This window comes from Pseudoalteromonas sp. T1lg65 (assembly GCF_051930985.1).
GTDB lineage: Bacteria > Pseudomonadota > Gammaproteobacteria > Enterobacterales > Alteromonadaceae > Pseudoalteromonas.
The window spans coordinates 3534756-3552488 of the sequence record NZ_CP196837.1 but is presented as its reverse complement, the minus strand read 5'-3'; the positions used below and the strand labels follow the sequence as shown (position 1 = coordinate 3552488).

The following is a 17733-nucleotide window of genomic DNA, read 5'->3' as shown; positions in this document are numbered from 1 at the left end:
TATGACAGGGCAACAGAATCAGTTATTAACCATATACGGCGAGCAATTCGACAGCCGCCTATTAGTTGGCTCAGCCTTATACCCTTCACCAGAAATTATGAAAAGTGCCATCATCGCTTCAGGCGCTGAAGTGGTTACTGTGTCGCTTCGACGTCAACAAACCAAGCAAGCAGGTGAAGACTTTTGGTCGATTATTAAGTCGTTAGGCTTAAGAGTATTACCAAACACGGCAGGTTGTCATAGTGTAAAAGAAGTGGTCACGCTGGCAAAAATGTGTCGTGAAGTCTTTGCTACTGATTGGATAAAGTTGGAACTGATCGGTGATGAATATAATTTACAACCAGATCCAATCGGCTTACTGCAAGCCACTGAGATATTACTCAAAGACGGCTTTAAAGTGTTACCCTATTGCACTGATGATTTGGTGTTGTGCCAGCGCTTAGATGAACTTGGCTGTGAAGTGCTAATGCCATGGGGCGCTCCGATAGGCACAGGTAAAGGATTATTAAACCCTTATAATCTACAAACCATTCGCGAGCGTTTACCACATCAAACATTGATTGTAGATGCCGGCCTTGGCATTCCATCTCATGCATGCCAGGCACTAGAGTTAGGCTACGATGCAGTGTTATTAAATTCCGCGGTTGCAGGCGCAGGTTGTCCGGTTACGATGGCGAAAGCATTCAAGTCAGGAGTAGAGGCGGGACGTTGGTCTTATTTGGCTAAGGCGATGCCGCAAAAAGAGGTGGCTGCACCTTCTACACCAACAATGGGCATGCCCTTTTGGCATCAAAGCTAACTAACATAAACATCGCAGTATTATTTAAGGAGTTATCTTGTCTCAGGTTATTTGGAGCATTGCAGGTTCTGATTCTGGCGGCGGCGCAGGTATTCAGGCTGATGTTAAAGCAGCGCATAGTTTTTCTACTCATTGTTGTACAGTGATAACCGCACTGACCGCGCAAAACAGTGTTGGTGTTGAGTCTTTAAATCCGATCTCAACGGAAGTGATTGAGTCACAGTTGGTGGCGCTTAAGCAGGATATGCCAGCTGCGGTGATCAAAATTGGTATGTTGGCTAACGTTCAGCAGGTTCAACTGGTTGCTGAGCACATTGGTCACTACAAACAAACTTGGTCTTCACCACCGTTAGTAGTTTACGATCCGGTAGCGATAGCTAGTAGTGGAGATAAGCTGACAGAAGAAGATACCATTGATGCATTGAAAACGCATTTATTGCCATTAGTCGACCTGATAACACCAAATACTCATGAGGCACAGTTATTGACCGGTATATATCTCATTGGTCCAAGTGCGGTAAAAGAAGCGGCGCAAAAGCTGCTGGAATATGGAGTTAAATCGGTTGTGATTAAAGGTGGTCACTGGGACTATCCCAAAGGCTATTGCATCGACTACGCAACGGATGGTGTTGAAGATTTCTGGCTAGGAAATGAGAAGATAGCGACACCTCATAACCATGGTACAGGTTGTAGTTTGGCCTCGGCGATGGCCGCTTGTTTGGCGAAGCAGTACCCCTTGAAAGATGCGTTTATTTTAGCAAAAGCTTATATCAACCGGGGACTAAAAGAAGCGATGCGCTTTGGCGAAGGTATTGGCCCTGTCGCACACACCGGTTTTCCTGAATCTTTAGCTGATTACCCACAAGTAATAGAAGCGGGTTCTTGGCTGGCGGATGAGTTGGAATTTGAGCAGCCGGAATCGTTTAATTTTGCTGCTGGATTTGCCGAAATAAACGAGTCTCTCGGTGTTTATGCCGTCGTAGACAGCGCCGATTGGGTGGAAAAATGTTTATCCTTGGGCGTAAAAACTGTACAGCTCAGGATTAAAGATGCGCAACAAGCTAATTTAGAGCAAGAGATAGAAACGGCAATTTCTCTAGGTAACAAATACGGCGCGAAGGTGTTTATCAACGATTATTGGGAATTGGCATTAAAGTATAATGCTTATGGCGTTCATTTAGGGCAGGAAGATATCGCAACAGCAAACCTTGCAGCAATTCAGCAGGCGGGAATGCGATTAGGTATTTCTACGCATGGTTTTTATGAAATGCTGCGAGCGCATAATTATCGCCCCAGTTATCTGGCGTTTGGTGCAATTTACCCAACGACCACAAAAGATATGACTGGTCAGATCCAAGGCTTAGAAAAGCTTCGTCATTTTGTCCCACTGATGGAAGGGCATTATCCCACTGTGGCCATCGGCGGGATCAACTTGCAAAGGGCTCCAGAAGTAGCAAGTACAGGTGTCGGAAGTATTGCGGTTGTACGAGCTATTACCGAAGCTGATGAGCCACAGCTTGCTGTTGATCAACTAATTCAAGCCATGGCGCAATATGATTGAGCTGAGTGATAAAGAAAAAGTAAGATATAGCAGGCATTTACTGTTACAGGAGGTGGCTGAGCAAGGGCAACGACAGCTTAAAGCTGCGCACGTTGCGGTTGTTGGTTGCGGTGGTTTAGGTAGCCCCGCATTGTTTTACCTGGCCGCAAGTGGAGTCGGCAAGCTCACGTTTGTGGATGATGACATGGTTGAACTGTCCAATCTACAGCGGCAGATTTTGTATAAAATCAATCATCTCGGACAGCAAAAATCCAAAGCTGCAGGTAAAGTATTAGCCAGTCTTAATAATGAAATAGCACTCTTTCCGATAGCTGAAAGGCTCACAGAATCCAACATTGAACCTGCCCTAAAGGGAGCCGATATAGTATTGGATTGTAGTGATAACTTTGCAACTCGCTATTTATTAAATCGTTTTTGTTTGGCACATGAGAAAGTACTTATCTCTGGGGCCGCAATTGCTGCACGAGGTCAACTAATGTGTTTTGATTTTCGTGAACAGTCCCCATGTTATGAGTGCATTTTTCCAAACACCCAACAATCAGAAGCATTGAATTGCGATAATGCTGGTGTGATGAGTCCACTGTTGGGGGTGATAGGTGCTCAACAAGCATTGCTAGCAATCAATGTACTGCTTGGTCACCATCAAGGTAGTCATTTTAGCTATTACTCGGGACTTTCAATGTCGCAAAGTATTATTGAGTTAGAAAAAGATAAGGCTTGTACTTGCTGCTCAGAGAAGTAGTTTTATTGGAGCTAAATTGATTAGCTCCAATAAAAGCGGTGTTTAGGCTTCCGTTGACGTGATTTTTGTTGCAAATGGTGTACCCATACGAGTAACCGTTTCAGGCTGTTGATCTGCTAAGAAATCAGCTTGCTCAGCACCCCAAGCTAAAATGACGGTTGAACCTAGTTTAAAACGGCCCATTTCCTCGCCTTTGTTCAACTTGATAACATTATCCCCTTCTGCCGGGTAGTCCCAGCTAAATACATCTTTGCCTGCTGGTGGCGTCACGGTGCCAGCCCATATTGTTTCTATGCTGGCAACGATGGTCGCGCCAACTAGTACCATCGCAAGTGGTCCTATTTCTGTATCAAAAATAGCTACAACTCTTTCGTTACGTGCGAATAGATTGGGAACGTTTTGTGCTGTCAGTGGATTTACTGAAAATAAGTCACCAGGAACGTAAATCATCTTTCTCAGTGTGCCATCGACAGGCATATGAATGCGATGATAGTCTTTTGGCGCAAGATAAATGGTGGCAAACTTTCCGCCTAAAAATGGCACTGTATCTTCTTCTTTTCCGCCGAGTAAGGTTTGTAGGCTGTAGTCATGGCCTTTGGCTTGAATGATTTGTCCATCAACCACTTCACCAAGTTGGCTAATCGCACCATCAACTGGGTGAGCAATGATCTCAGGCTCTGTTGCAAGTGGTCTAATGCCATTTTTCAGCGGACGTGTGAAGAATTCATTGAACGTTTTGTAATGCGCGGGATCTTCATACAGGGCTTCGCTCATATCTATCTTGTATTGCTTAATAAACAGTTTAATAAGCCCAGTGGTTAGTGCACCTGCTTGTGCTGCCGCGAGTTTGCCGACAAGTCGAGACAGAGCGTGTTTTGGCAGCGCATATTGCATTGCTATTTTTAATTTATCTAGGTTCACTTTGGTTAGATCCCTACAGAATTAATCCAAAAGCTGGGAGAAGAGTTCATACCCAGCCGGTGTGTCATATCACAAATATTATCAAACTCTTGGCGCTCGCGCACCAGCGCGTCCATCAGCCATAGATTCTAAGATACGATGGTAGCTTTCATAGCGAAGCTCACTTATTTTTCCTTCATCGACGGCTTCACGAATAATACAGCCAGGATCATTTAAATGCTTACAGTCCCTAAACCGGCAGCCACCGATATATTCGCGAAACTCTTTGAAGCACCAGGTCACGCGATCTACTTCTAAATGCCAAAGACCAAATTCGCGAATGCCTGGACTGTCGATGAGATTTCCGCCTGAGGGTAAGTGGTGTAAGCGTGATACCGTCGTGGTGTGCTGACCTAGACCGCTATTTTCAGAAACTTCCTGAGTCAGAATATCAGCGTTGGGTAAAACCGTATTTACCAAAGTAGATTTGCCGACGCCAGATTGACCGACAAAGATATTGTTCTTATCTGCCAGTTTGGCTTTTAATGCTTCAATACCATCACCCGTTTTGTTACTCACTAGAAGTACTTGATATCCAAGTTCACGGTAGATATCGAGTACTTCATCGACGTATTGCAAACTTTCTGAATCAAGCAAGTCGATTTTGTTGAGAAGCAAAATAGGTTCAATGCCCATATCTTCACAAGCCACTAAGTAGCGATCGATGATATTGGGCGTGAACTCGGGAACGACTGCAGATACCATCAAAATTTGGTCAATATTGGCGGCCACCACTTTAACCCCATCGTAAAAGTCGGGTCGAGTAAGTTGCGAGCGTCTTTCTTCAACGGCTTCAATGACACCAGCAAGGTCGCCTTCGCTGACATTGGCTTTGCGGAAAATGACTTCATCACCACAGACAATACTCGATACGGTTCGGCGAATATTACAGCGTAATATTTCACCATCTTGAGTTTCAATATCGGCATGTTGGCCAAATCGACTGATCACCACAGCAGGTTCTGTAGGACCTAAATTATCACTCTGCCAAGTGACTTCCGACTCCAATTGCGGGCTGTCTTTGGCTTTTTGAATGCGTTTTTGTTGGTTGGCGCTGATCCGTCGGGATTGGCCCTTACTAAGTTTTTTCTTTTTTGCCATCTATATCATCTGCTTAAGCTTAGGCGTGCACACTGTGCGAAATTAGGCTATAAATCATTTAAACGCCTATGCTCGGTAAAAAAAGCTTTAGGTCGAGTGTGTAAACTAATATGATATATCTAATTGCATTGGATCTAAAGGAAAGTACCGTTAAGGTAGTGTATGTCTTTTCATGAATCAAACCTGATATGGCTCGACCTCGAAATGACGGGGCTTGAACCTAAGACAGATAGAATCTTAGAAATCGCAACAGTGATCACTGATGGCGATTTAAATGTTTTGGCTGAAGGGCCTGTTATTGCCATCCATCAAAGTGATGAGTTACTAGATGGTATGGATGAATGGTGCACTAATCAACATGGGCGCTCAGGACTAACCGCTCGTTGTAAAGCCAGTAAATTCTCTGAACAAGACGCACTTGATAAAACGTTAGAATTCCTAAAAGAATGGGTTCCCCCCGGAGCTTCTCCTATGTGTGGTAATTCCATCGGTCAAGATCGTCGCTTCCTAAATAAGTATATGCCAGAACTTGAAGCTTATTTTCACTACAGAAACCTAGACGTTAGTACGGTTAAAGAACTTGCTCGTCGTTGGAAACCTGAGTTGTTAAAGGAAATTAAGAAGAAAAGTTCCCATTTGGCACTTGATGACATTAAAGACTCAATTATGGAGTTAAAGGTGTATCAAGAAAAATTCTTCAAAGTATAAAAAAATACTTGCAAAGCCAATCGAATATTGTAGAATCCTGCCCCGCTTGAGATGACAAGCCGTTCGCGGTAAATCTAGCTCAGCTGCTAAAACGTTAGACGCAACCTCAGGTTGTGCTCCAGCGGAAAACAAGAGCAAATTACGGAATGCGGCACTAGCTCAGCTGGTAGAGCGCAACCTTGCCAAGGTTGAGGTCACGAGTTCGAACCTCGTGTGCCGCTCCAAAAATCAGTTCAATATTCGACTGTAAAAACAAAGAATATATTGTGATGCGGCACTAGCTCAGCTGGTAGAGCGCAACCTTGCCAAGGTTGAGGTCACGAGTTCGAACCTCGTGTGCCGCTCCAAAAATCAGTTCAATATTCGACTGTAAAAACAAAGAATATATTGTGATGCGGCACTAGCTCAGCTGCTAAAACGTTAGACGCAACCTCAGGTTGTGCTCCAGCGGAAAACAAGAGCAAATTACGGAATGCGGCACTAGCTCAGCTGCTAAAACGTTAGACGCAACCTCAGGTTGTGCTCCAGCGGAAAACAAGAGCAAATTACGGAATGCGGCACTAGCTCAGCTGCTAAAACGTTAGACGCAACCTCAGGTTGTGCTCCAGCGGAAAACAAGAGCAAATTACGGAATGCGGCACTAGCTCAGCTGGTAGAGCGCAACCTTGCCAAGGTTGAGGTCACGAGTTCGAACCTCGTGTGCCGCTCCAAATTTCAGAAGTTCAGCTGAATTAAATCAAATTGAATGTTTTAAAATTGTGATGCGGCACTAGCTCAGCTGCTAAAACGTTAGACGCAACCTCAGGTTGTGCTCCAGCGGAAAACAAGAGCAAATTACGGAATGCGGCACTAGCTCAGCTGGTAGAGCGCAACCTTGCCAAGGTTGAGGTCACGAGTTCGAACCTCGTGTGCCGCTCCAACTTCCCATATATCAATCCCTTAGAAACTTCCTAAATTTTCGTTCTCAAATCTAAAAAATCTAGCAATAAACTGATTGCTTATTTTTAATGCTACGCGTAAAATACGCGCTCTTTCGGCCTAACCAATATCGTTCCTTGCCTTACCCTGACTGGCCGAAACAGGACGAGGCTATATTAACCGTAAGGAATATCCATGCGTCATTACGAAATCGTATTCATGGTTCACCCAGACCAAAGTGAGCAAGTACCTGGTATGATCGAGCGTTATACTGGTGCTATCACCGAAGCTGGCGGTACTATTCACCGTTTAGAAGACTGGGGTCGTCGTCAACTGGCTTACCCAATCGAGAAGCTTCACAAAGCGCACTATGTTCTATTGAACGTTGAAGCACCAACTGAAGTAATCAACGAGCTTGAAACTTCTTTCCGCTATAACGATGCAGTGCTTCGTAACCTAGTTATGCGTACTAAGAACGCGGTAACTGAAGCGTCTCCTCTTGCAAAAGAAGAGAAAAAAGAAGCAGCGACTGCTTAATCGTTGTTGAATTCGGATTTGACTGACCTTTCGAGGTAATGGTGAGTAATCAGGTTGACCTGTACACAAATCAATATGTGCTTTCGGGCATGATTTGTAAAACACCAAAAATGAGTCAAAGTCCCGCTGGTATTCCACACTGTATTTTTGTACTTGAGCACAAATCAATGCAGTTAGAAGCAGATTTAACTCGAAACGCTTATGTGCGTATTCAGGTAGTCGCTAGTGGTGAACAGTTCCGAACTCAAACAGAGCATTTATACGTTGGGCAAGCAGTACAAGTTAGAGGTTTTATAAACCGTCACGAAAGCCGAAATGGCTTAAGTCAACTAGTACTACACGCACAACATATTGAAAGAATTAATTGAGGAAATTACTCATGGCACGTTATTTCAGACGTCGTAAGTTCTGCCGTTTCAAAGCGGAAGGCGTACAACAAATCGATTACAAAGATCTGGCTACTCTTAGAAACTACGTAACAGAAAGTGGCAAAATCGTACCTAGCCGTATCACAGGTACTAGCGCTAAATACCAGCGTCAGCTAGCAACAGCTATTAAGCGTGCTCGCTACCTAGCCCTTCTTCCATACACTGACTTACATAAGTAAGCAGCTGACTACTAGTTTTTAAAAGGTGTAGAGACATGCAAGTTATTCTACTAGACAAAATTGCAAACCTAGGTAGCCTAGGTGACCAGGTTAACGTTAAAGCAGGCTTCGCACGTAACTTCTTATTCCCTAAAGGTAAAGCAGTTCCAGCGACTAAAGCTAACATTGAAACATTCGAAGCTCGTCGTGCTGATCTTGAAGCGAAAATCGCTGAAGAGCTAGCAGCATCACAAGCACGCGCTGAAAAACTAGAAGCACTAGCTGAAGTTACTCTAGTTTCTAAAGCAGGTGATGAAGGTAAGCTATTCGGTTCTATCGGTACTCGCGATATTGCTGATGCTATCTCTGCTGTAGGTGTTGAGGTTGCTAAATCAGAAGTTCGTCTACCTCTAGGTACTATCCGTGAGACTGGCGAATTTGATGTTGCTATCCAAGTACACTCAGACGTTACTGCTACGATCAAAGTAATCGTAATCGCAGAAGCTTAATTTTATAATTAAGTGAAAAGCCGTGCGCAACCGTGCACGGTTTTTTTATTGCTAAATTTTGAACTGATATAGTTCACCAGCCTTTTAAAACTCAGAGATATAGCTACTTTAGAACAAATCTTGAGCGCTACTATCGATCTAACAAATACAAAAAACTGTAAGCTGGTCAAAAAAGTAACAACGAAAATCACCCTTTTGTATTGTTTTCGTAGTTGCTATATTTTATTGTAATAAATGACAGCGTTGTCTTTGTTTTGGGTAATTTATGAAGCGCGATAAAAAAGGTTTCTCATTATTGGAGTTGTTATTCGTGGTAGCCATTGTGGCTATTTTGGGCTCCTTGGCGTATCCATCCTATATAGAGTCAGTACAAGATGGTCGGCGTTCAGAAGCGCAACAAAATATGTTGCAGGTTGCTGTATTGCTTGAACGCATGTATTCGCGTAACGGAGGCTACCCAGATTCAGATCAATTCACCGGCTTGCCGACCTTAAGTACCTACACTTTCGAATATACGCATCAGCAAAAGCCAACTGGTGGTGGCAATTTTACAAGTCGAGCTTTTGAGTTGAAAGCTACTCCTAAAGAAGGTTCAGCTCAACACTCTGATCGTTGTGGCGTACTTACATTAAACCATGTCGGAACTCAAGGTGCAGAAGCTAATGACTGTTGGTAATAACAATACGAAACAAGCGGGTTTTTCATTGTTTGAGTTAATCGTTGCATTGGCGATTGTTGGGATCTTAACATTTCTTGCTACCCCATCGTTTATGCACCAGATTAAGCAAGACAGGGTCGTGAATAATGCAAATCAGATTAGCTCATTTTACAAGTATGCTCGTAGTGAAGCCGTCAAGCAGGCGAAAAGCATCGTATTAACAGCTAGTGAAGATAAATGGTTATTACAGGCCCAAAGAAGTGGGCAATTGGCCGTGTTGCATGAGTTTTCAACGACCCATGAAAGTATCGCGATAAATTACCCTGATATCGTGGTGAGCTCCACTGGAGAGCTAAATCAGAATGTAAACATTTTGATCACCGATAATGAAGACAGTACAGTTGACTACCGTCTGTGTATTTTACTCAGTGGACAGAGTTGGATAGCGGAGGCTGGACAAGGTTGCGTGTAGTACAAGGTTTTTCTCTTATAGAAGTGATGATTTCCATGCTGATAGCCAGTGTGGCGCTATTAGGTTTGGCTGCAACTCAGTTGAGGTCGCTGCAATATGCTACCAATAGTTTTGATTATACGGTGTCTTTAATATTGAGTCAGAATGCGATGGAGCAAATATGGTCTCAGTTATGCACCATACAGCAAGTGCAGCCTACCTATTATAACAACGCAAGTTTTCAAGATCTGCTTCTTGCACCGCCTAACTTGAGAAGTTCGTTTACCGTAGTGGTTCCTAGTACCTACTCAAATAGTATGCCTATTTCGGTGACATGGGTGGATACGCGTGTCAATACCGACGCTGTTAATAATACCGATCAAGTAACGATCAACGCTACGTTTGTGAATGTGCGTAAAAACTGTATACCTACGGCGATACTCTAATGAATAAAGGTTTTTCACTCGTAGAGTTAATGGTCTCGGTGGCGATCGGGACGTTTTTACTACTTGGTATCGTCATGTCTTATAGCGCAATCAAAGGGACTATTGCATCAGCACAAGAATTGGCAAGTGCACAAGAGGTACTCCGATACACGCAGCAGATTTTATCACGTAGCATTAAGCAAACAGCTAGCATGCCTACGATCTCTGCTAACGGCTTAACTATCACTGTACAACAAGATCCGTTTAGCCCTTCTTGTCAAGGTACTGTACCTACCATTGACTATGATGAAGTCTATACTTTAAGGGATAATTATCTAACTTGCGACATTGTTGACAGAGCGACCGGGACAAGCTTAGGAGTCGCTGATTTATTAAGAGGTGTTCAGGCTTTGACTTTTAGTAGTCGTGCCAGCGGTTTGTTAGTTGATGTGACCGTTACTCCTGAGAATGTCCCAACACAATTTGCAGGCGGTATCGTGATTAGCCTTGCAGCCACTCGAATTATTATGGTGAGGTAAATAATGAATAAGCAAAGAGGTTTTACACTCGTCAAAGTGTTGCTGCTAAGCACTATGGCAGGTGTAATTGTATTTGGCGCGATGAAAGAAACGCTTGTGCAAGAGCGTTTGTCTGGTAATTTTCAAAAGAGTATGAATGCCCGCTTCTTATCTGAAAAAGGCATTTATGATATGGCAGAGCAGCTTAGAGCAAAGCTTGTTCAAGAGCCATGGTTAACCAGAGATGAGCTAGTTGCTGTTCAAGAACCTTTAAAGGGCGGCGGCGAGATCGGTGATGACCTGAAATATGACGTAAGCGCACATGCACATCCAGACTATGATGACATTATCATCATTGTTAGCTCTGGTGAGCGCTACAGTGGGGATTCAAACGATAGAATTGTTGCTTATTACAAATTTAAACCAGCGACCAAGTCACCCGTCAACGACAGCTTAATCGCTGGTTGTATGGGCGTAACCTTAAAAGGAAGTGGTTTAATTGATAGTTACGATTCGTCGCAAGGTAGTTATGAAGAAACTAAAGGAAGTAATGCGTTAATTACCACCGGTGGTAATAATGCGCATGTATACCTACAAGGTCACTCAATTATTAAGGGCGATGTGAACTCTACTGGTGGGGTATATCTAACCGGTTCTTCACCCATTTACGGTAACGTCAAAGCGAATGGTAACGTAGAGATCTCTTCGGGAGGAGGGGTTCGAGTTGATGGGAATGTTGAAACATTAAGCGACTTTATTCATCGCGGCGGTGAGATCTCTGGGTATGTTAGAGCTTCAGGCGATGCGACAATGGAATGGGGAGCTTCAATAGCCAACCTTGAAGGTGTTGATCTCGACATTAAATACGGTGGTAGCGGTACGTTTCCTGATGGCAGTGACTTTTATCAAGACGGCATACATTACTCCGCAGCCAAATATAATGTCGACCCAGGCTTAATACCTCTGGAGACATACACGCCAGATTCCGAGCAATGTGACCCCGCAGGGATCATCAGTAATATGGGCAATGTAATCGGCAATAGCAATGCATTTCTAAATTACACCATAGATGCAAACGACTATTACACTTTCACACCTACTCGAGTTGGCTATGAAACACGCCAAGGCAATAGTGGAAAAGTGAGCGACTCAGGCGTTATATTAGCGACTCAACAAAATGTGTATACCTTTGACGAGAATGCGCAACGCTATCAAGACGTTATCGAAAATGACAGTGAAGAAGAATACGTATTTGGCATGAAGAGCTTTTCGTTGTCGAGTAATGGCAATGTGACGATTCAAGGTGGAGACGTGATCTTCTTGGTAGATGGTGACTTCAGTATAACTGGTGGCTCCTCATTGACGATAAAAGACGATAGTTCATTGACCTTGTTCGTTACAGGAAAAGTCGAATTGGGCGGCAGTGGCGATGTGATTGTGGAGCGGCATGGCTTAACTAGTGGTGGGCATGCCACATTTAGCATCTATTCTAATAAGTCTGGAGAAGCTATTTCGCTTAGTGGTGACAGCGATATGTACTCGGTGATTTATGCTCCGTTAGCGACTATCGATATCACCGGGAATGGCTCCATTTACGGTAGTATTCTAGGTTCGTATATAAATGGGCAAGGTAACCCTGATTTTCACTTTGATGAAGCGTTGAAGACAGTTGTCGGCGGTGGCTCATCAGGAAGTGGTGACTCTACCTCTGGTATCCCAACATTAACTTTTGACCGCTGGTTCTATCGACTACCAGAAAGTGTAAAAGCAGAAATTTCAGAATAGTTTTTAAGGCCCTTCTCTAGGGCCTTAATTCTACCCGTGTGAATCGACTCATTGCCATCCGTTACTTTACATAGACTAAGAATGTTCATCGTTCTTATGTAAAATCCTGGCGACAGAAAGTACTGCTCACAGCACAACAATGGCGAAGCTCGCGATCTTTTCTCGTTGTTGTCTGCGTTATCGAATAAATAACTTAACTCTTTTAAACCTTTTCGCATTTGCCTTACGTCTAACTCAGTAACTTGAAAGCAAACATCATTTATATCAAGCTAGCAAGAACGATAACAAGGGAAAATAAAGATGTTAGTAGATGCCGAATCGGCAGTGCCACCAAATGGGGCTCAGCAGATTGATGAGTTGATTGCCCGAATTCAAGACGGCGATCAGGCTGCCTTCAAGCAATTGTATATGGCACATAAGAATAGAGTTTACGGACTGTGTTTGCGGTTACTGGCATCACCAGAGTATGCAGAAGAGGCGACTCAAGAGGTTTTTATCCAGTTGTGGAATAAAATTGGCCAGTTTAAAGGACAGTCAAAATTCTCAACGTGGTTACACAGTGTGACCAGTAACATCGCAATTAGTTATTTGCGAACTCATAAAAACTGGTTACAAAAGGTTGTGAGTATTGAAAGTAGTGGCATGGATGAGCAGTCAGCGGCTATGTGTTCGGGGTTAAACGGTTTAGATAAGCTGATTGTAAGATTACCAGAGCGTGCTCGTTTAGTTTTTGTTTTGCATGCGGTTGAAGGATATCGACATGAAGAAATTGCCAATATGTTGAATATGGCCGTCGGCTCAAGCAAGTCGCAGTACCATAGAGCGAGAAATTTACTGCAGGAGTGGTATGAAAATGAGTAAACCATCTTTTGATGAATTTATCCAAGCGGAGTTAAGCAATGACTTATCGACACCCGAGCCGCAGCGCGATTTGTGGTTAGGTATCGAAAAAGCCATTAATCAGGAATCTCCGGTGCGCCAAACCACTCATAACCATTGGCAAAAGCTAACTGGTATTGCAGCGTGTACTGTTGCAGGGTTATTTGCCTGGCAAGTGGTAATGAACCAGCCGAAACAAGATTCATTAGCGAATATGAGCTCTTTTTTTGAACAGCAAAAGCAAGCGTTGCTTGTACAGTATGATACGCAACCTGCGCTGACGTCAGATTGGCAAATGCAATTACAAGAATTAGAGCAAGCAGAGCAAGCCGTTAAGTTATCGCTTAAAAATGATCCTGAAAATGCAGCGCTATTAAGAATGCTTGCTCAGGTGTATCAACAACAGTTAGACCTTATCAACAAGGTTCATCAGCCTCGTTGGCAACAGATTTAGGAGAGTAAGGATGAAAAAATTAATTGCAAGTTTAGTCGCGTTGCCATTCATGGTTGTGGCTGGAGAGTCAATTGACCAAGAACGTGAAGTACCAGCTAACGGTCGTATTGTTATCGAAAATCAGCGTGGTGAAGTCATCATTAAATCTTGGGACAAGAACGTTTTTAAGGTGTCTGGCGAGTTAGATGATAAGGCTGAAGGCTATGAATTAGAAACCTCAGGTAAGGTCACTCAATTCGTTGTAAAAATGCCGAGTCGCTATAAAAGTTGGGGCGGAGGAGATGGCTCTAATCTAACTATTTTTATGCCGCGCAGCAGTGAATTGGACTTCGAAGGAGTTATTGTTGACGTAGAGGTGTCACAGTTAGACTCTGGAGCTCGTGTTAAAACGGTCAATGGCAATATTAAAGTCAGCGAACTCAGTGGCAAAGTATCGCTAGAGACGGTGAATGGTGATATTGATAGTCGAGAGTTATCAGGACAGCTTCAATTTGAAACGGTAAATGGTGATATTAATGATATTGGCTCACAGGGAAAATTACGTTTTAATGCCGTTAATGGTGAAATTAAAACGCAATCAGACGCGACAGAAGTTCGCCTAGAAAATGTTAACGGTGAAGTCGAGTTGACCTTAAACGAGTTAAAAGATCTGCGCGTTTCTACGGTCAATGGCGAAATCACCGTGAAAATGAACAAGCTTCAAGACAATGCTAGCATCAACATGGAAAGTGTCAGCGGAGATCTTGCACTTTATTTCCCAACAGATGTATCTGCTAGATTTGAAGTCAATGCGCATTCAGGTGGTAGCATTAGCAATCGTTTATCTTCAGATAAAGTGAAAAAAGCAAAATATGGTCCGGCGAAAGAGTTAGAGTTTGTATTAGGCTCAGGTAATGCAGATGTAGAAATCGATACGGTGAGTGGTGACATTGCACTGAAGAAAAGATAACTAACTCAGTATGCTACAAAAAGCTGCCACAATGGCGGCTTTTTGTGTTTCTGTACTTCTTTACTCAAAGCTGGAAGAGATTGGGCCTAACACCTGACTTACTTCAGCTTTGATATTTGCACTCTGGTTGATACCAGATACAATAGCAGGTCTTCTCTACTCTCTATGTTGAAATATGGCTAAATCAGACCTGCAAGTTGACACTTTAAAAGTACCTCCTCATTCCATTGAAGCTGAGCAGTCCGTTCTGGGTGGTTTGATGCTCGATAACGAGGCATTTGATCGCGTTGCAGAACTGGTTGTTTCAAAAGATTTTTATACTCGAACTCACAAGTTAATTTTCGAAGCAATGGAAAGGTTGGTTGAAACCGGACAACCGATCGACTTGATAACCATCTCTGAAAATCTCGAGAAAAATAATCAGCTAGAGTCTGTTGGTGGCTTTGCTTACCTGGCGGAAATTGCAAAGAATACCCCAAGTGCTGCGAATATTGATGCGTACGCAAGTATTGTACGCGAGCGTGCGGTAATACGTGAAATGATAGGTGTGGCGCATGAAATAGCTGAAGCAGGATTTAACCCAGAAGGGCGTGATAGTCATGCCTTGTTGGATTTAGCAGAAAGTAAAGTCTTCAAAATTGCAGAGCAACGTACTAAAAGTACAGAAGGTCCACAAAGCATTCACTCCATTTTGGAAAAAACGGTCGATAAGATTGAAGAGCTATACCAATCACCGCAAGATGGAGTTACTGGTGTCAGTACCGGCTATTCAGACTTAGATAAAATGACTGCGGGATTGCAGCCATCTGATCTTATTATTGTTGCCGCTCGTCCATCTATGGGTAAAACCACTTTTGCCATGAACTTGGCAGAACATGCAGCAATGACGCAGGATAAGCCTGTATTAATTTACTCTTTAGAGATGCCATCAGAGCAAATCATGATGAGGATGTTAGCGTCCCTCGGTCGTATCAACCAAACTAAGGTTAGGACGGGCCAGTTGGATGATGATGATTGGGCGAGGCTATCATCTACCATGGGACTACTCATGGACAAAGGTAAAATGTATATCGATGATGCATCGGGTTTAACACCAACCGATGTACGTTCGCGTGCTCGTCGAATTGCTCGAGACCATGGCGGGATCAGCATGATTATGGTCGACTACTTGCAGCTTATGCGGGTACCAAGTTTATCGGATAACCGGACGTTAGAAATCGCCGAAATATCGCGCTCTCTTAAAGCATTGGCTAAAGAGCTACAGTGTCCAGTCATCGCGCTGTCGCAGTTAAACCGAACGCTAGAGCAACGTGCAGATAAACGACCTGTAAACTCCGACTTACGTGAGTCAGGATCTATCGAGCAGGATGCCGATTTGATCATGTTTATTTATCGTGACGAAGTATATAACGACGATAGCACAGACAAAGGCACGGCTGAAATCATCATCGGTAAACAGCGTAACGGCCCAATTGGTAAGGTTAGGTTAACATTCCAAGGACAATACTCTCGATTCGACAACTATGCCGGTCCGGCAATAGACGATGAGTATTAATGCTTGGAGTAGTAGCATGCGATTAGCTTGCGCAGAAATAGACTTATCGGCGTTGCAACATAATTTGCAACGCACCAAAGAAATTGCCCCACACAGCAAAGTTATGGCGGTTCTCAAAGCCAATGCATACGGCCATGGCTTGGTTAAAATAGCTCAACATTTAGGTGATGCAGATGCGTTTGCAGTGGCCAGATTGGATGAAGCGTTAGCCCTAAGAATGGGCGGGATAACTAAGCCCATCGTGCTATTGGAAGGGATTTTTCATCCCTCAGACTTACCTATTTTGATCGCCAATAACTTACAAACTGTGGTGCATGATGAGACTCAACTTGAAGCAATTGAACAAGCTGATTTAGATGCGCCACTTACCGTATGGCTAAAAGTCGATACGGGCATGCATCGCTTGGGCATTGAACCTGAGCAATTTGAGGCGTTTTATCAGCGATTAAAAGGCAGTAAAAATGTTGCCGAAAATCTACGTTTAATGACTCACTTCTCATGTGCCGATGACCAACAGAATGATAAAACACAGCAACAAACTAGTTTGTTTAAGCAGCTAGTTGATGGCAAGCAAGCGCCACTTTGCTTGGCAAATTCAGCAGCAGTTGTTGGTTGGCCTACTACGCATTTTGACTGGATCCGCCCTGGTCTAATGCTTTACGGGGTATCACCTATGTTAAATCAAATTGGTCGCGATCATGGTTTAGTTCCTGCAATGCGCTTAACTACAAGGGTGATAGCTGTACGCAAGGTCAAGCTCAATGATGCAGTAGGTTATGGGGGACGCTGGAGTAGCGATAAAGATACTATGCTCGCGGTGATAGGTTTAGGCTATGGTGACGGCTACCCAAGGCACGCACAAAATGGCACGCCTGTGGTAATTTTAGGTAAGCGGTACGGTATTGTTGGCAGTGTGTCTATGGATATGATCACGGTGAACATAGGTGACAATCCCGATGGAATTAAAGTGGGTGATGAAGTCGAAATGTGGGGTCCAAACTTGCCTGTAGAAGAAGTTGCGCAGTGTGCCAGCACGATTCCTTACGAGCTTCTTTGTAACGTGACGCCTAGGGTCAGTTATGAATATATAACCGCAGCGCGTTGATCAGTCGCTGTAACAATAGCTAAAAGATAATAATGGAATTAGGAATAAATTTATGTCGTTGTGGATGCAAAAAGAGATCACGTTGCAAGCGAAGTCTAGGGGATTTCACCTAATCACCGATGAAATATTGATCCACCTACCTGAAATAAAAGACATAAGCATCGGGATCAGTAACCTATTTTTACAACACACCTCTGCATCACTAACGATCAATGAGAACGCCGATCCCACCGTAAGACAAGATTTTGAAAGCTACTTTTCTCGCTCGGTTGCAGAAGGCGAGCCATATTATCGTCATACTTATGAGGGCAGTGATGACCTGCCTGCGCATATCAAAAGCAGTCTACTTGGTTGCAGTGTCAGTATTCCAATCAAAAATGGTGAATTAGCGATGGGGATATGGCAAGGGATTTACTTGGGAGAGCACAGAAATCATGGTGGCGCACGACGTATAGTGGTCACCCTTAACGGAAAAGCTTACGGCTAAAGGGCTAACTCATATATTATTTGAATTAGTGTGATTACGTCAAAAT

General features: G+C 43.5%; 21 protein-coding genes and 4 tRNA genes. 23 read left to right on the top strand and 2 right to left on the bottom strand.

Going from position 1 to position 17733, the window contains the following annotated elements:
* The first annotated feature begins 1 nt into the window (after position 1).
* The 3 genes from ACSLBF_RS15755 to ACSLBF_RS15745 are packed head-to-tail and all read left to right on the top strand — an operon-like array spanning position 2 to position 3102.
* Complete coding sequence (locus tag ACSLBF_RS15755) at positions 2-799, top strand: thiazole synthase (RefSeq protein ID WP_440054302.1); 798 nt, start codon at positions 2-4, stop codon at positions 797-799.
* A gap of 37 nt (positions 800-836) precedes the next feature.
* Entirely contained in the window at positions 837-2360 is a 1524-nt protein-coding gene (gene thiE / locus ACSLBF_RS15750) for a thiamine phosphate synthase (RefSeq protein ID WP_440054301.1), read from the top strand.
* Positions 2353-3102: a HesA/MoeB/ThiF family protein gene (locus ACSLBF_RS15745; protein WP_440054300.1), complete on the top strand. Its 750-nt coding sequence runs from the start codon at positions 2353-2355 to the stop codon at positions 3100-3102. Before thiE ends, ACSLBF_RS15745 begins: the two co-directional genes overlap by 8 nt.
* 42 nt (positions 3103-3144) lie before the next feature.
* Here ACSLBF_RS15745 and asd read toward each other — a convergent pair whose 3' ends face one another.
* Both asd and rsgA read right to left on the bottom strand, forming a co-directional pair.
* The gene (asd, locus tag ACSLBF_RS15740; RefSeq protein WP_440054299.1) at positions 3145-4023 is read right to left on the bottom strand and encodes an archaetidylserine decarboxylase; all 879 of its coding nucleotides are present in this window, start codon (positions 4021-4023) and stop codon (positions 3145-3147) included.
* 81 nt (positions 4024-4104) lie between these two features.
* On the bottom strand, positions 4105-5163 hold the full coding sequence (gene rsgA / locus ACSLBF_RS15735) for a small ribosomal subunit biogenesis GTPase RsgA (protein ID WP_440054298.1): 1059 nt from the start codon (positions 5161-5163) through the stop codon (positions 4105-4107).
* A 162-nt stretch (positions 5164-5325) separates the two neighbouring features.
* Between rsgA and orn the strand changes: the two genes are divergently transcribed.
* The 20 genes from orn to ACSLBF_RS15635 all read left to right on the top strand — a co-directional run bounded on the left by orn (position 5326) and on the right by ACSLBF_RS15635 (position 17687).
* Positions 5326-5871: an oligoribonuclease gene (gene orn, locus ACSLBF_RS15730; protein WP_440054297.1), complete on the top strand. Its 546-nt coding sequence runs from the start codon at positions 5326-5328 to the stop codon at positions 5869-5871.
* Positions 5872-6019: 148 nt separating this feature from the next.
* A tRNA-Gly gene (locus ACSLBF_RS15725) sits at positions 6020-6095 on the top strand.
* A 47-nt stretch (positions 6096-6142) separates the two neighbouring features.
* Positions 6143-6218 (top strand) — tRNA-Gly (locus ACSLBF_RS15720).
* 287 nt (positions 6219-6505) lie between these two features.
* Positions 6506-6581: transfer RNA gene (locus ACSLBF_RS15715), tRNA-Gly, on the top strand.
* Between the two features lie 133 nt (positions 6582-6714).
* A tRNA-Gly gene (locus ACSLBF_RS15710) sits at positions 6715-6790 on the top strand.
* Positions 6791-6984: 194 nt separating this feature from the next.
* The gene (gene rpsF / locus ACSLBF_RS15705) at positions 6985-7326 is read left to right on the top strand and encodes a 30S ribosomal protein S6 (RefSeq protein ID WP_440054296.1); all 342 of its coding nucleotides are present in this window, start codon (positions 6985-6987) and stop codon (positions 7324-7326) included.
* Positions 7327-7364: 38 nt separating this feature from the next.
* Complete coding sequence (priB, locus tag ACSLBF_RS15700) at positions 7365-7694, top strand: primosomal replication protein N (RefSeq protein WP_440054295.1); 330 nt, start codon at positions 7365-7367, stop codon at positions 7692-7694.
* Positions 7695-7705: 11 nt separating this feature from the next.
* Complete coding sequence (rpsR, locus tag ACSLBF_RS15695) at positions 7706-7933, top strand: 30S ribosomal protein S18 (protein ID WP_002962753.1); 228 nt, start codon at positions 7706-7708, stop codon at positions 7931-7933.
* A 35-nt stretch (positions 7934-7968) separates the two neighbouring features.
* On the top strand, positions 7969-8421 hold the full coding sequence (gene rplI, locus ACSLBF_RS15690; RefSeq protein ID WP_440054294.1) for a 50S ribosomal protein L9: 453 nt from the start codon (positions 7969-7971) through the stop codon (positions 8419-8421).
* A gap of 265 nt (positions 8422-8686) precedes the next feature.
* On the top strand, positions 8687-9097 hold the full coding sequence (locus ACSLBF_RS15685) for a type IV pilin protein (RefSeq protein WP_440054293.1): 411 nt from the start codon (positions 8687-8689) through the stop codon (positions 9095-9097).
* Positions 9084-9551 (top strand): GspH/FimT family pseudopilin, encoded by a 468-nt coding sequence (locus ACSLBF_RS15680; RefSeq protein ID WP_440054292.1) that lies wholly within the window; start codon positions 9084-9086, stop codon positions 9549-9551. The genes ACSLBF_RS15685 and ACSLBF_RS15680 overlap by 14 nt, the downstream gene beginning before the upstream one ends.
* Positions 9542-9976, top strand: coding sequence for a type IV pilus modification PilV family protein (locus tag ACSLBF_RS15675; protein WP_440054291.1), 435 nt, complete (start codon positions 9542-9544; stop codon positions 9974-9976). The genes ACSLBF_RS15680 and ACSLBF_RS15675 overlap by 10 nt, the downstream gene beginning before the upstream one ends.
* Complete coding sequence (locus ACSLBF_RS15670) at positions 9976-10494, top strand: PilW family protein (protein ID WP_440054290.1); 519 nt, start codon at positions 9976-9978, stop codon at positions 10492-10494. The genes ACSLBF_RS15675 and ACSLBF_RS15670 overlap by 1 nt, the downstream gene beginning before the upstream one ends.
* 3 nt (positions 10495-10497) lie before the next feature.
* On the top strand, positions 10498-12258 hold the full coding sequence (locus tag ACSLBF_RS15665) for a DUF7305 domain-containing protein (protein ID WP_440054289.1): 1761 nt from the start codon (positions 10498-10500) through the stop codon (positions 12256-12258).
* 300 nt (positions 12259-12558) lie between these two features.
* Entirely contained in the window at positions 12559-13119 is a 561-nt protein-coding gene (locus ACSLBF_RS15660; protein WP_440054288.1) for an RNA polymerase sigma factor, read from the top strand.
* A complete protein-coding gene (locus tag ACSLBF_RS15655; RefSeq protein WP_440054287.1) occupies positions 13112-13591 on the top strand; it encodes a hypothetical protein in 480 nt (159 codons plus the stop codon). Before ACSLBF_RS15660 ends, ACSLBF_RS15655 begins: the two co-directional genes overlap by 8 nt.
* A 10-nt stretch (positions 13592-13601) precedes the next feature.
* The gene (locus tag ACSLBF_RS15650; protein WP_440054286.1) at positions 13602-14540 is read left to right on the top strand and encodes a DUF4097 family beta strand repeat-containing protein; all 939 of its coding nucleotides are present in this window, start codon (positions 13602-13604) and stop codon (positions 14538-14540) included.
* Between the two features lie 175 nt (positions 14541-14715).
* Complete coding sequence (dnaB, locus tag ACSLBF_RS15645) at positions 14716-16095, top strand: replicative DNA helicase (protein ID WP_440054285.1); 1380 nt, start codon at positions 14716-14718, stop codon at positions 16093-16095.
* A gap of 16 nt (positions 16096-16111) precedes the next feature.
* Positions 16112-17200 (top strand): alanine racemase, encoded by a 1089-nt coding sequence (alr, locus tag ACSLBF_RS15640; protein WP_440054284.1) that lies wholly within the window; start codon positions 16112-16114, stop codon positions 17198-17200.
* A gap of 52 nt (positions 17201-17252) precedes the next feature.
* Entirely contained in the window at positions 17253-17687 is a 435-nt protein-coding gene (locus ACSLBF_RS15635; RefSeq protein ID WP_440054283.1) for a secondary thiamine-phosphate synthase enzyme YjbQ, read from the top strand.
* The last annotated feature ends 46 nt before the right edge of the window (positions 17688-17733 follow it).

What these genes read in the sequence shown, in the direction of transcription:
- ACSLBF_RS15670 (WP_440054290.1), top strand. Translation starts at nt 9,976, where the DNA reads ATGAATAAAGGTTTTTCACTCGTAGAGTTAATGGTCTCGGTGGCGATC.
- rpsF (WP_440054296.1), top strand. Translation starts at nt 6,985, where the DNA reads ATGCGTCATTACGAAATCGTATTCATGGTTCACCCAGACCAAAGTGAG.
- orn (WP_440054297.1), top strand. Translation starts at nt 5,326, where the DNA reads ATGTCTTTTCATGAATCAAACCTGATATGGCTCGACCTCGAAATGACG.
- ACSLBF_RS15685 (WP_440054293.1), top strand. Translation starts at nt 8,687, where the DNA reads ATGAAGCGCGATAAAAAAGGTTTCTCATTATTGGAGTTGTTATTCGTG.
- ACSLBF_RS15745 (WP_440054300.1), top strand. Translation starts at nt 2,353, where the DNA reads ATGATTGAGCTGAGTGATAAAGAAAAAGTAAGATATAGCAGGCATTTA.
- priB (WP_440054295.1), top strand. Translation starts at nt 7,365, where the DNA reads ATGGTGAGTAATCAGGTTGACCTGTACACAAATCAATATGTGCTTTCG.
- ACSLBF_RS15660 (WP_440054288.1), top strand. Translation starts at nt 12,559, where the DNA reads ATGTTAGTAGATGCCGAATCGGCAGTGCCACCAAATGGGGCTCAGCAG.
- dnaB (WP_440054285.1), top strand. Translation starts at nt 14,716, where the DNA reads ATGGCTAAATCAGACCTGCAAGTTGACACTTTAAAAGTACCTCCTCAT.
- ACSLBF_RS15680 (WP_440054292.1), top strand. Translation starts at nt 9,084, where the DNA reads ATGACTGTTGGTAATAACAATACGAAACAAGCGGGTTTTTCATTGTTT.
- ACSLBF_RS15755 (WP_440054302.1), top strand. Translation starts at nt 2, where the DNA reads ATGACAGGGCAACAGAATCAGTTATTAACCATATACGGCGAGCAATTC.
- rsgA (WP_440054298.1), bottom strand. Translation starts at nt 5,163, where the DNA reads ATGGCAAAAAAGAAAAAACTTAGTAAGGGCCAATCCCGACGGATCAGC.
- alr (WP_440054284.1), top strand. Translation starts at nt 16,112, where the DNA reads ATGCGATTAGCTTGCGCAGAAATAGACTTATCGGCGTTGCAACATAAT.
- ACSLBF_RS15665 (WP_440054289.1), top strand. Translation starts at nt 10,498, where the DNA reads ATGAATAAGCAAAGAGGTTTTACACTCGTCAAAGTGTTGCTGCTAAGC.
- rplI (WP_440054294.1), top strand. Translation starts at nt 7,969, where the DNA reads ATGCAAGTTATTCTACTAGACAAAATTGCAAACCTAGGTAGCCTAGGT.
- ACSLBF_RS15655 (WP_440054287.1), top strand. Translation starts at nt 13,112, where the DNA reads ATGAGTAAACCATCTTTTGATGAATTTATCCAAGCGGAGTTAAGCAAT.
- ACSLBF_RS15635 (WP_440054283.1), top strand. Translation starts at nt 17,253, where the DNA reads ATGTCGTTGTGGATGCAAAAAGAGATCACGTTGCAAGCGAAGTCTAGG.
- ACSLBF_RS15650 (WP_440054286.1), top strand. Translation starts at nt 13,602, where the DNA reads ATGAAAAAATTAATTGCAAGTTTAGTCGCGTTGCCATTCATGGTTGTG.
- rpsR (WP_002962753.1), top strand. Translation starts at nt 7,706, where the DNA reads ATGGCACGTTATTTCAGACGTCGTAAGTTCTGCCGTTTCAAAGCGGAA.